This is a genomic window from Bacillus sp. ChL18, assembly GCF_026241425.1.
Taxonomy (GTDB): domain Bacteria; phylum Bacillota; class Bacilli; order Bacillales; family Bacillaceae; genus Bacillus; species Bacillus velezensis.
On the sequence record NZ_JAPHWE010000004.1, the window covers coordinates 15,117 to 27,704 of the forward strand.

The 12,588-nt window shown below is 46.9% G+C and carries 10 protein-coding genes; 8 read left to right on the forward strand and 2 right to left on the reverse strand.

From position 1 onward, the window contains the following. Positions 1 to 130 precede the first annotated feature (130 nt). Complete coding sequence (locus tag OQ477_RS18530) at positions 131 to 2,602, reverse strand: tetratricopeptide repeat protein (RefSeq protein ID WP_265973448.1); 2,472 nt, start codon at positions 2,600 to 2,602, stop codon at positions 131 to 133. A 201-nt stretch (positions 2,603 to 2,803) separates the two neighbouring features. Between OQ477_RS18530 and gutB the strand changes: the two genes are divergently transcribed. The 8 genes from gutB to OQ477_RS18570 all read left to right on the forward strand — a co-directional run bounded on the left by gutB (position 2,804) and on the right by OQ477_RS18570 (position 10,597). Then, positions 2,804 to 3,865: a sorbitol dehydrogenase gene (gutB, locus tag OQ477_RS18535; RefSeq protein WP_045206910.1), complete on the forward strand. Its 1,062-nt coding sequence runs from the start codon at positions 2,804 to 2,806 to the stop codon at positions 3,863 to 3,865. A 73-nt stretch (positions 3,866 to 3,938) separates the two neighbouring features. Further along, positions 3,939 to 5,315: an MFS transporter gene (locus tag OQ477_RS18540; RefSeq protein WP_265973449.1), complete on the forward strand. Its 1,377-nt coding sequence runs from the start codon at positions 3,939 to 3,941 to the stop codon at positions 5,313 to 5,315. Between the two features lie 101 nt (positions 5,316 to 5,416). After that, on the forward strand, positions 5,417 to 6,379 hold the full coding sequence (locus OQ477_RS18545; protein ID WP_265973450.1) for a carbohydrate kinase family protein: 963 nt from the start codon (positions 5,417 to 5,419) through the stop codon (positions 6,377 to 6,379). 232 nt (positions 6,380 to 6,611) lie between these two features. After that, a complete protein-coding gene (locus OQ477_RS18550) occupies positions 6,612 to 6,929 on the forward strand; it encodes a YjdJ family protein (RefSeq protein ID WP_038463695.1) in 318 nt (105 codons plus the stop codon). Positions 6,930 to 7,042: 113 nt separating this feature from the next. Further along, positions 7,043 to 7,729, forward strand: a complete 687-nt coding sequence (locus OQ477_RS18555) for a PspA/IM30 family protein (protein ID WP_007609806.1) — start codon at positions 7,043 to 7,045, stop codon at positions 7,727 to 7,729. Positions 7,730 to 7,779: 50 nt separating this feature from the next. After that, positions 7,780 to 8,805, forward strand: a complete 1,026-nt coding sequence (locus OQ477_RS18560) for a TFIIB-type zinc ribbon-containing protein (RefSeq protein ID WP_007609808.1) — start codon at positions 7,780 to 7,782, stop codon at positions 8,803 to 8,805. Next, positions 8,805 to 9,566 (forward strand): TPM domain-containing protein, encoded by a 762-nt coding sequence (locus OQ477_RS18565; protein WP_072588855.1) that lies wholly within the window; start codon positions 8,805 to 8,807, stop codon positions 9,564 to 9,566. Before OQ477_RS18560 ends, OQ477_RS18565 begins: the two co-directional genes overlap by 1 nt. 26 nt (positions 9,567 to 9,592) lie before the next feature. Further along, positions 9,593 to 10,597, forward strand: a complete 1,005-nt coding sequence (locus OQ477_RS18570; protein ID WP_029973761.1) for an SPFH domain-containing protein — start codon at positions 9,593 to 9,595, stop codon at positions 10,595 to 10,597. 42 nt (positions 10,598 to 10,639) lie between these two features. On the opposite strand, the gene OQ477_RS18575 is transcribed toward OQ477_RS18570, so the two are convergent. Further along, entirely contained in the window at positions 10,640 to 12,571 is a 1,932-nt protein-coding gene (locus tag OQ477_RS18575; RefSeq protein WP_265973451.1) for an acyltransferase family protein, read from the reverse strand. Between the last annotated feature and the right edge of the window lie 17 nt (positions 12,572 to 12,588).

A 12,588-nucleotide genomic window follows, 5' to 3' on the forward strand; every position in this document is an offset into this window, starting at 1 on the left:
TTAAATATCAAGGCTTTGCCTGTTTGATATCACTTTAAAATGTATATAGCACGCACTCTTTCAGGATTATTTACTCTAACTCTAAAATCGACGGTAAACTATGCTAACTACATATATTTTTGTAAGTTCTTCAATTATTTAGTCGTTCCACCTCACCCCGAATCCCAATCCCAGGCTCCCTCGAATCAATCAGACGAATTGCCTTTTGATTAGCTTCCATCGCTTTCTTATTTTCTCCTTTACGATACAACAGCTGTGCCATCCCGTAATAATAGTAGATCAGTTCAACTTGATTGGCGTTATGTTTGTCATAGAGCATTTGTTCAAAGGCTTTTTCCGCTTTTTCGAGCTGATCACACTTTACGTAAGCCATGCCCAGGTTGAAATAGGCTTCTATCGTTTTTTCGCCGCCGTATGCGGCGCTGGTTGTGTTTGCCGCTTCGTATAATGTGATGGCTTCTTCGTAGTGAGAGCGGGCGAAACTCAGGTCGCCGCGGACCAGAAGAACCCTGTGCCGGATAATGGGGGAGACGGGCTGATCTTTGATGCCGTCCAGCATTGCTGCCGCTTTTTTCGGTTCTCCGATTTTTAACAGCAGCCTCGATTGCAGGGCGGTTCCCCATACTTTCAAGTCGTCGTGATCCGGCGCGCCTGATTGTTCGAGTATCTTCAGGCCGGCTTCTATTTGCCTGAGAGCTCCGTCTGAATCGTTGACTTCCATTAGCGCCCAGCCTGCCGTGTCGATGCGAAAGTAAGCTTCCCGCGTGTGTTCGCCTGATTGACGGGCGGCATCGGCGGCTTTTAATCCGTATTCGATTCGCAGGGGCAGGTTGATTCTGCTAAGAAAATGGCTGATGCGGATGATGAGTTTAATCAGGATGTCATGTTGTCCGGTTTCGCTCGACCATTCGATGACCTTTAGGATGTTCGGCCATTCCTTTTTCATTTGCTCTAAATTCCGTCCCAGCAGATAGCTCCAATAGACAGAATTGGGCTGTTCCCGCTTTATATGGGTGTCCGCATAATCAATATAATAATGCGCCCAGCGGCTGCGGGCTTCTTTTGCAAATTCGTGATTTTCGGATAAGTGCTGTTCTCCGTAAGCGACAACGGTTTGATGGGCTGCATATTGAATTCTTCCTTCGCTTCGTTCCGGCTGTATTAAAGCATATGACCGCATTTGCTCAATGGCGTAATGAAACCGCCGGACGTCTAATCCGGCCGCTTGAGCCAAGCTTTTTTCATCAGGAGGCTTAGCGAAAAAGCAAAGCGTCTGCCATAGTTTTCGTGTGTCTTCATGACATCTGTCCCATGTGCGGCCAAAGAGAACCTCAAACAATTCCAATAATGAGTAACCCGCTTGTTTAAGCTCTTGAATGAGCTGCGGAGCGGGGATGTCGTCGTCTGACATGTATGCAATGCTCAGTGCCATGGCCTTCGGGTTGCCGGCGGCTGCCGAGACGAATGCATTCTTAAGGTCAGGTGATAGCTGCAACAGCTGCTCCAGCTTTTCCCGTTTATGCGGAAGGTTGCATGTTTGCAGACAGCGGTGCACTTCTTGATGGAAAAATTCAAGGGCATCCGTTTGTTCAAGGCCGCTCAGCTGGATGGCCGCCAGTTCCCCGAGGCCGTCCCGGTATGTCTGTTTTACGTTTTCCCGTGCCGTAAGGAGGACTTTTACGCCTTGCGGAAGGCCGATGATAAATTCGTGAATGTCACGTTCCGCTGTATCAATGCTGTCAGCGATCAGCAATACCGGTGTTTCATTTGAATGAGCGGCTAATGCATTGCGGACGACGAACCGTTTTTCGTTGATTGATTTGTCGATTTGTTCGGTGCGTCCGAGCTGATAGGCGATCGTGTTTAAAAAATCGCTGAAGCTCAATCCTTTCCAGTCAGCGCTGATCCAGATGATGCTGTTGAATGCCGGCCAATCTGGTGAACCGCCGGCACAAAGGTAGGCTGCTTCAAGAGCGATCGTTGTTTTTCCCATGCCGGCCCAGCCTGTGATTAAACAGACCGGTGACGGAGACAGCATCCATTGCCGGATTGCTTCCATATCAAAGCCGCGTCCGATAAAGTTCCCCGTCCGGCGTGACGGTAAGTTATGCGTGACGGACTTTCTTGTAAGCGCATTCGTTTCGTGGCTTGGTCTGTCATGAAACAGCCGCTTTACTGCTTTTTCAACATCTTCATCACTCGGCGCTCCGAATGATCCGTCTTTCCGGAGTATTTTTGCTTTTTTTAGACAAGACGCCGTCCAAACGGGCAATGCGGGTTTGATGACGGGAATGGTGGTGGTTTCCAGAAGGCCGGTCAGCCATTCAGGATCCATATCAGTCTTTTCTATAATGATCCAGATCATGCCGAACAGCTTTCCGTCATCAATTCGTCCGGGAATGTAGTTTGCGCCCATCTGTCCGATCCAGCTTTTGATCGTGTTAGAGGAAACGCCTATTCGGAGTGCGATTTGATCTATATAAGACTGTCCGGATTTTACGTTCTTTGTCCTTTTAATTTTGAAATCAGGATGATGTTTCAGCGATTTGACGGCAGGTGCCAGCAGTTCTGCAAATTGTGTCCGGTTTTCAAGTTCAGCCATAAAACCTGCACCTCCTATTAGTACTATTTTATCAATTCAGTGTTTTTTGTATATGAAAAAATAAAAAGTACAGTGCCGCTGTCCTTTTATACAGCAGGAAAGGCTGTTGTACGTCTTGAAAAGCAGATAAAATAGGGGCAGTAATAGAGAAAACAAAAATGTATGCACTTACATTTCAAAGCAGAGAAAGGATTTTGCCAAATGACTCACACAGTGCCTCAAAATATGAAAGCGGCGGTTATGCACAACACGAGAGAAATCAAAATCGAAACATTGCCCGTGCCTGAGATCAATCATGATGAAGTGTTGATTAAGGTGATGGCTGTCGGAATTTGCGGATCTGATCTGCATTACTATACAAATGGCAGAATAGGCAATTATGTAGTGGAAAAACCATTTATCCTCGGTCATGAATGCGCGGGAGAAATTGCCGCTGTCGGATCGTCTGTCGATCAATTCAAGGTGGGAGACCGTGTCGCCGTCGAACCCGGTGTCACATGCGGACGCTGTGAGGCGTGTAAGGAGGGGCGTTATAATCTTTGCCCGGATGTACAGTTTTTGGCGACACCGCCGGTTGACGGCGCGTTTGTCCAATATATCAAAATGCGCCAGGACTTTGTTTTCTCGATTCCGGATTCACTATCCTATGAAGATGCGGCTTTGATCGAACCGTTTTCTGTCGGCATTCATGCGGCCGCGAGAACAAAGCTTCAGCCCGGATCAACAATTGCGATTATGGGAATGGGGCCTGTGGGGCTGATGGCCGTTGCGGCAGCGAAAGCATACGGGGCAGGGACAATCATTGTGACCGACTTGGAGCCGCTGCGGTTAGATGCCGCGAAAAAAATGGGCGCGACTCATGTCATCAATGTCCGGGAACAGGATGCCGGTGAAGAAATCAAAACGATCACGAATGGCAGAGGTGTTGATACTGCTTGGGAAACAGCGGGGAATCCGGCGGCATTGCAATCCGCACTGGCTTCCGTGCGCCGGGGCGGAAAACTGGCGATTGTCGGTTTGCCTTCTCAGAACGAGATTCCGCTCAATGTGCCGTTTATTGCAGATAACGAGATTGATATATACGGAATCTTCCGTTATGCGAATACGTATCCGAAGGGAATTGAATTTCTCGCTTCCGGCATAGTGGACACGAAGCACCTTATAACGGACCAATATCCGCTGGAGCAGACGCAAGAGGCGATGGAACGGGCCTTTCAATACAAAAATGAATGCTTAAAAGTGATGGTGTATCCAAATCGCTGAGTGAACGGGGAGGATCTTTGCATTCTCCCTCTTGCTTATCAAAAATGAAAACGGATTCTTGGGGTGGGAAATGATGATTGAAACAGAAAAAGCAGCGGCAGTAAAGACGAAATATCGCGGCCTGTCCTGGATGGAACGGATCGGCTACGGATTCGGCGATATGTCGTACAATATTATCTTTCAGTTTGTAAACGCATACTTATTATTCTACTATACAGACGTCGGGGGCATTAAGCCTGCGGTCATTGCAGCTTTGTTTCTTATCGTAAGGGTGCTGGACGCTATTTTTGACCCGATTATGGGCGTGATTTTAGACAAGACGAATACAAGATGGGGAAAGGCAAGGCCGTATCTTTTGTGGGTGGCGTTTCCTTTTGCGCTATTTACGTTCTTATGCTTCACGACCCCCCATTTCGGCGAGACGGGGAACATGGTTTATGCGTACATCACTTATATTCTGCTTGGGATGTCCTTCAGCATGCAGACGATTCCGGTCAACAGCTTAACGGGTCGGATGACGAATTCCGTGGAGGAACGGACGGTTCTGACGACGACTCGGATGATTTTGGTTTATATCGGAATTCTGTTATCGATTTCCTGTGCGACACCGCTTGCAGATCTAATCGGCGGGAAAGATCAGGCGTTTGGATTCCAGATGACGGCGCTTATCTATGCGGCGGTGAGCATCGCATTGAATCTGTTCAGTTTCTTTACTGTGCGGGAGCGGATTCAGCCTGAAAAAAGAAAAAAACAAGGAATGGAAAAAACGTTGTCTGTTTTATTCCGAAACAAGCCTTTGCTCATTTTGGTTTCTGCATTTTTGGCGTTTGCGATTGGGTTTAACATTAAGCTCAGCACGATGGTGTACTATTTTACGTATAACGTCAGCCATAAGGAATTTGTGTTTTTAGGAACCGTGTTGTTTTTCGGCGCAGCGCTGATCAGCAATCTGTTTATTCCTTTCTTTTCTGAGAAGCGGGGCCGAAAGCAGGTTATGATCATCACGGCGGCGCTATCGCTGATTTCTTATGCGGGCCTTCAGTTTACATCGTATTCTTCGCTTCCGCTTATTTTCTTTTGGCTTTTCGTTTCGGGATTTTTTACGACGCCTTTAAATACGCTTGCTTGGGGAATGGTTGCCGATTGTGTCGATTATGCGGAATGGAAAACCGGAGTCCGGGCTGATGGCGTGGTGATTTCGAGCATGAGTTTCATCAATAAGCTCGGAGTTGCGTTAGCCGGGTCATTTTCGGCCGTTTATCTCGGAATCGCCGGATATGCCGCGAATACCGATCAGACGGCCTCGTCATTGAATGCGATTAAAAATATGAATGCGCTCATCCCGGGATTGTTCATTCTGCTGTCTATTATTCTTATTTCTTTTTATCCTTTAACTGAAAAAAAATATCAGCAGATGATGTCTGATCTGGAACAAAGGGCTGCCAGATAAGTATACGTAAAATTTAAAATATTCTATGTAAACGGTTGTATTTATGACAGAAAGCACTATACTGAAACTATAATCGAGAATTGATAAATGAGTGTGATAATGTGGGAAGCCAATCTGTTATTTGTATTGGAGAATTGTTAATTGATTTCTTTTGTACCGATGTGGATGTTGATTTGACGGAAGGGCGCAATTTCTTAAAAAGTGCCGGCGGCGCACCGGCGAATGTGTCGGCAGCGATTGCTAAGCTGGGCGGAGACGCGGCTTTCAGCGGAAAAACAGGCAAAGATCCGTTCGGGTATTTTCTGAAGCAGACATTGGACGCCGTACACGTCGATACCTCTATGCTCGTCATGGATGAGAAAGCGCCTACAACGCTTGCGTTTGTTTCATTAAAACAAAACGGGGAGCGTGACTTTGTGTTTAACAGAGGAGCGGACGCTTTGTTTACGCTGGATGATATTGATCAGGAAAAGGTAAACGATGCCAAAATCCTTCATTTCGGATCAGCGACGGCATTGTTATCTGATCCGTTTTGCTCAGCCTATTTACGGCTGATGTCGATTGCGAAAGACAATGGACAGTTTATTTCCTTCGATCCTAACTACCGTGAGGATTTATGGAAAGGAAGAGTTTCAGAGTTTATAAATACCGCAAAAAAAGCCGTTGCCGTAAGTGATTTTGTGAAAGTCAGTGACGAAGAGCTTGAGATCATCAGCGGTGCGAAGGATCATAAAGAAGGTGTTGCGGTTCTTCATGAGCTCGGGGCCGGTATTGTGGCGGTGACACTCGGGAAAAGCGGGACCCTTCTTTCAAATGGGAAGGATATTGACATCATTCCGAGCATTCCGGTGACATCAATAGACTCAACGGGAGCGGGAGATGCGTTTGTCGGCGCGGCGCTGTATCAGCTGGCACGCACCGATGAGATTCAGACAGCAGCCGAAGATTTTGCGAAGCTGCGTGATATTGTCTCATTTGCCAATAAGGTGGGGGCGCTCGTGTGCACCAAAATCGGTGCGATCGATGCTTTGCCGAGTTTAAAAGAGGTTGAAGTATCACTGTAAAATATCGAGGATGCTTCTTGAAAGTCATCGGACTTCGGGAAGCATCCTCTTTATTTAGGTCTGAAACCCTTTTCGATATACGGTATACTTTAGAAAGGCATCCAGTAAATTGAACCGCTGTGAAGTACATACAATAACTTTTTTATCAGTTCTGAGTAAAACCAAGTTTCTGCTGCTGCCGTCATGTATAGTGTGACGGCCTGTGATATTGAACCGCGGAGGAATGTTTTTCATGAAACATGTTTTTCTTATTGTGCAATGCGCGTTTTCTGTTTTTTGTTTTCTTTGTCTCGCCGCTGTCAATTGGTATCAGGGGAGTGAGCTTGTTTCTGATTCGTTTGATTGGAATTATACGGCTAAATTCTCAAAACTTTTGAATGGGACGGATACGATTACAAGTCCGGAACAGATTTCGCAGCTGGATTTCTTTGTGTATGCGGCGAAGCATTACCCGTTAGTGAGCGGGTTGATGATCGGGCTTTTTATTTATTTTTTGTTCTCACTGTATCTGGTCATAAAGAATTTCCGCCGGCACAAATGGGCTGAATGAGACTATTTTCATATAAAATACATAAATTCATGAGAAAATGAAACTTTTTTTGAAAAAAACAGTATATATAACTATGAACTTGTTACTATTTAATTTTGGGAGGAAAATGAAAAATGAGTATTTTAGGAAGATTTAAAGACATCATGTCAAGCAATATCAATGCGCTGCTGGATAAAGCTGAAAACCCTGAAAAAATGGTTGATCAATATTTGCGGAATCTGAACAATGATTTAGGAAAAGTGAAAGCGGAGACGGCTTCTGTCATGGCTGAGGAACAGCGGGCGAAAAGAGCGTTAACAGAATGCCAGGCTGATGCCGAAAAGATGGAAAGTTATGCGATGAAAGCGTTGCAGGCCGGCAATGAAGCCGATGCGCGGACATTTTTGGAAAGGAAAGCGGCTGTTGAATCAAGACTGACTGAGCTGCAGACGGCTTATCAGCTCGCTTCTTCCAACGCGTCTCAAATGCGCAAAATGCATGACAAGCTTGTCGCTGATATCGGAGAGCTTGAGTCGCGCCGAAATGCCATCAAAGCGAAGTGGTCTGTGGCAAAGACGCAGGAGAGAATGAACAAATTGGGGTCCTCTGTGTCAAATGCGGGCCAATCGATGACAGCTTTCGGCAGAATGGAAGACAAGGTCAACCAAGCGCTTGATCATGCCAATGCGATGGCTGAGCTGAACGCGTCTCCGAAAGACGATATTGACGATCTGACGGCTAAATATGACAGCAATCAAAGCAGTGTCGATGATGAATTGGCGGCGCTCAAGCAGAAAATGCTTTTCAGTAAAGATCAATAGACAGCGGGCTGCAGTTTTGTCCGATATAAAGAGAAAGTGAGAGAAACAGAATGATCATTTCTTATAAATGCCCGAACTGCGGCGATGATATGGTCTTTGACAGTTCATCCGGCATGCTGACATGTCACAGCTGCGGGCGGCAGGATCAGATTGAGAGCCTGCCAAAAGAGTATATAACGACGAGATTTTCCGAAAATGAGGCGAACGAGTACCGGTGTGAGAATTGCGGCGCGGTATTAATGACTGAGGCGGAAACGACGGCCACGACGTGCGGGTTTTGCGGAGGAGCCGCCGTTCTCGCCGACCGATTATCGGGAAATCTCGCGCCTTCGATGGTGATTCCTTTTACGATCAGTAAAGAAGAAGCCATGAGCGCTTTTAAAAAGTGGTGCCGAAACGGCCGTCTGACACCGAAAGGATTTATGTCTGCTGATCGGGTGAAGAGCATAACGGGCATGTACGTGCCATTTTGGATGTTTGATTTAAACAGCAAGGTTCAGGTCAATGCCGTTTGTACGAGAGTGCACCACTATGATGATGGAGAATACCGGGTGACGGAGACCGAGTATTACAACGCGTACCGCGATATCAATCTTGATTATCTCAAAATTCCGGTCGACGCTTCAGAAAAAATGAGTGATGAATTAATGGACAAATTGGAGCCTTACTCATACAGTGAGCTGAAGGAGTTTAATACGGCCTATTTAGCGGGATATATAGCGGAAAAGTACAATTATACCGATGACGATCTCTTTCCGCGGGCGAAGGATAAAATCAGCCATTATATTGATTCTTATATCAGATCCACCTTCTCCGGATATACGACGGCTGACATTACGGATGAGCAGATTCAGACCGATAAAATCAGCAGCTTTTACGTACTGCTTCCGGTCTGGATGGTCAGCTACGACTATGAGCGGGCTGAACACATTTTTGCGATGAACGGGCAGACGGGCAAGGTTGTCGGCAAACCGCCGATCAGTGCCGGAAAAGTGGCCGCGTGGTTCGGCGGCATAACCGCCGGTGCGTTTTTAGCATTAAGACTCGTCTCACTTATGATAGGAGGCGGTTTTTGATGAAAGTATCGATAAAAAAAGCGTGTCTCTTCTGCTTCGTCCTTTTTCTGATGCTGTCTTTTGGTTTACATACATCGGCGTCCGCCGCGGAACAGAAGCAATATGTTTATGACAATGCTCATTTATTAACGAAGGATGAAACGAAGAAACTTGAGGAATTGGCCGGGAAGCTCGGGGCAAAGCGCCATACCGATTTTATCATTCTTACCGCAAACGGAACGGGCGGTAAGGACATCGAGCAGTACGCCGGTGATTTTTATGACAGTCATTTTAGCGGAAGCACGGCGATTTTGACCATTGATATGAAAAATCGGGAAGTATTTATCTCCGGATATAAAAAGGCGGAGACGTATTTGAATAACAGCCGGCTGAATACGATCAGAAATACGATCTCGTCAGATATTTCCGCAGGCCATTATGAAAAGGCGTTTCAGACCTACATCAAGTTGGCTTATAAAGATATGGGGAAAAGCCCTGACGACAAGTCTGACAATCTGCTGCTCACATGGTGGTTTCAGCTCATTATTGCCGCAGCCGCGGCCGGAATCGCCGTCACTGTGATGGTGTACAATTCCGGCGGCAAGGTCACCGTCACCGGCAGCACGTATATGGATCATGATACGTCTGAAGTGCTGAGCCAGCACGACACATATATCCGAACCGACGTTACAAGAGAAAAAAAGCCTGATAAAGATAATGACAATGACGGCGGAGTCACGAGGGGCGGCACGAGTTACAGCGGAAGCAAGGGAAGTTTTTAAATTATATGTAAAGGATTTGAGCATACATGGGTTTTTTCAGAAATCAGTTAGCAAATGTGGTGGAATGGGAAGAATTCAGAGACGACATGGTTTTCTATAAATGGAACAACCGTGAAATTAAAAAAGGCAGCCGTCTGATCATCCGGCCGGGGCAGGATGCCATCTTTTTATACAACGGGAAAATTGAAGGGATTTTCCGTGATGACGGCGATTATGATATCGAATCAGAAATCATTCCGTTTCTATCTACACTAAAAGGGTTTAAGTTTGGCTTTAACAGCGGCATGCGGGCTGAAGTGCTGTTTGTGAATACGAAGGAGTTCACCGTGAAGTGGGGCACAAAAAACGCTATCAACATTCCGGCGGCAGGTATGCCGGGCGGTATGCCGATCCGCGCAAACGGCACATTTAACTTCAAGGTCATTGACTACATCGGATTGATTGATAAGATTGCGGGTGTCAAAGACAGCTATTTAGTGGAGGACATTAAAATCCGGATTACGTCTATTCTCGATCAGCTTTTGATGAAATGGATCACCAGAGAAGGAAAAGACATGTTCAATCTGCAGTCGAATTCCTTTGAAATCGGAAAAGGGATTCAAGAAGATCTTGATATGCAGCTGATCGGAGACGGCATGTCGATTACGGGCTTCAATATTATGAGCTTTAACTATCCGCAGGAAGTTCAGGATATGATTACGAAAAACGCTTCTTACGGCATGGTGGGCGATGTGAACCGCTATCAGCAGATTTCCATGACGGACGGAATGTCATCCGGCAAAATGAACGGAAGCGGCGCCGCCTCAGACATGGCGGGCATGATGATGGGAATGAATGTGGCAAATCAAATGATGAACCAAATGAACCAAAATCAGCAGAACCAGCCGCAGCAAGATCAAAGTCAGCAGAATCAGGGGACGGCACCGGCAAACGGCTCGGAAGGAGCGGCTAAGCCGAAATTCTGTCCGAACTGCGGAACGAAAACGGAAGGCGCGAATTTTTGTCCGAATTGCGGACAGAAGCTTGCCTGACGATATACGAAAAAGAGGCCTTTTTTGGGCCTCTTTTTTTTGTCATGATTTCATTGTTTGGACGATGAGGGATGTCAGCGCTTTTGATCCCTCAGGTATGAGATGGACGCCGTCCGGTGTGAAGTATTCAGGGTGCTGCAATGCTTTTGCGTGCCAATCGACAAGCGTCACATTTTTCCGTGATTCGGCCTGCCGGCGCAATGAATCGTTTACTTTGCTTTCCCACTGCCGCGGCACACGCGTGTTGACAAGATAGATATCGGCTTTTGAAAAGGAGCTGATCAGTGATTCAATTTGGCTGTTTGTGAAATAGCCGTTCGTCCCTAACTCGATGATGACCGCTTTGTTCGGCTGATTAAATGACGCATATTCCGAAGTGAGCTGGAGTGCTTGAGAGACTTGTCTTCCTACCTTTCCGTCGATGGTGACATGAGGGAGGGACTGCCGCAGGTATGACGCAATGTCCAGCATCACCGAGTCACCGATGGCCAGTACGTCTTGCTGAGGCTGTGTTTGTTTTGAATCAGCCGTTTTTTGAGATGACCGTTCCTTTTTCTCTTCATTTTTCTTTGTTTTTGATTTGTCTGCTGGTTTTTTCTTGTTTGTGTCTGACGCGGTGTCCGTTTTTTCGCCGCCGTGTTTTTTCTTGCTGTCTTCTTCTTTTGCAGGCTGATCGTGATCGGCCGTTTTGTGCGAAGAGGCGGCGGTTTCTTGCTGATCATTTTGCGCGTACGTCCATTGCGGCTGTTTTTTCTCTTCGGCTATTCCTGACAGCCCGCCCGCAAATACGAGAATGGCGGCAAGAATAAGGCCGAGCGACATTCTGCTGATGACAGAGGACGTCTTCCATTCCAGAAAGCGGTTCAGAAACACGCGGCGTAAAAATGGCCGGAAGCCCGCAGTGCGGATCGGCTGTTCAATGAAATGGTAAGACAGCTCGGCAAGAATAAAAGTGGCGCCGATTCTGACGGCGCAGTGCCAATAAACCGGATTTCCGATTTCCTGCACGGGTGTGCTCAGCACGAAAACCGGGTAATGCCAAAGGTAGATTCCGTATGATCTCGTTCCGATCCAGCGAAGCGGCTTCCATGAAAGAACATGTCCCAAAAAGCTGCTCGGATGGCATAAACATGCGACAAGAACCGCTGCGGTGATGCTGATCAAAAGCATGCCGCCCTTGTACAGGAAGGGTTCATATTCATCTGTGTAAAAGACGCAAAGCAGCAGCGCGGCAAAAGCGGCAAGCTCCGTCCCGTGAAGCAGGTGTTTCATGCTGCTCGGCAGCCGTTTGGAAGATAATCGTTTCATCGGCCACACTAAAGCTAAAGCGCAGCCGATCAGCAATTCAAATGAGCGGGTATCCGTCCCGTAATAAACGCGGCTCGGATCTCCGCCGGGCACATACATCATACTCATTACGACTGCCGAACATAACGCGAGGAACATGACCGCGGCCGCAAGCCGGGCCCGTGTTTTACATATGTACATCCCCGCAAGCAGCAGGAAGGGCCATATGATATAAAACTGTTCTTCAATCGCCAGCGACCAAAGGTTTTTTAATGGCGAAGGGGAGCCGAAGCTGTCGAAATAAGAAAGTTGATGAAAGATAAACCACCAATTGCTTATGTAAAAAAGTGAGGAGACCGCATCTCCGCGTACGGTATGCAGGAGCTCGCTGTTAAACAATACGACCCAAATGACCGTCGTGATAATCATGAGATAAGCCGCCGGCAGAAGCCGCCTGATCCGGCGCACCCAAAAATCACGCAAATCAAGGGTGATGGCATTGCCTTGGGCAGGCAATATAATAGATGTAATTAAATACCCCGATAAAACAAAAAAGATATCAACACCGATGAAACCGCCGTCGGCCCAGTTAAAATTCAGATGATATGCGATAACTGCGAGGACGGCAAAGGCGCGAAGTCCATCCAGTCCGGGAATATAGCGGTGATGCAGTGACTTGTCTGACATGGTATTCCTCCAATAAT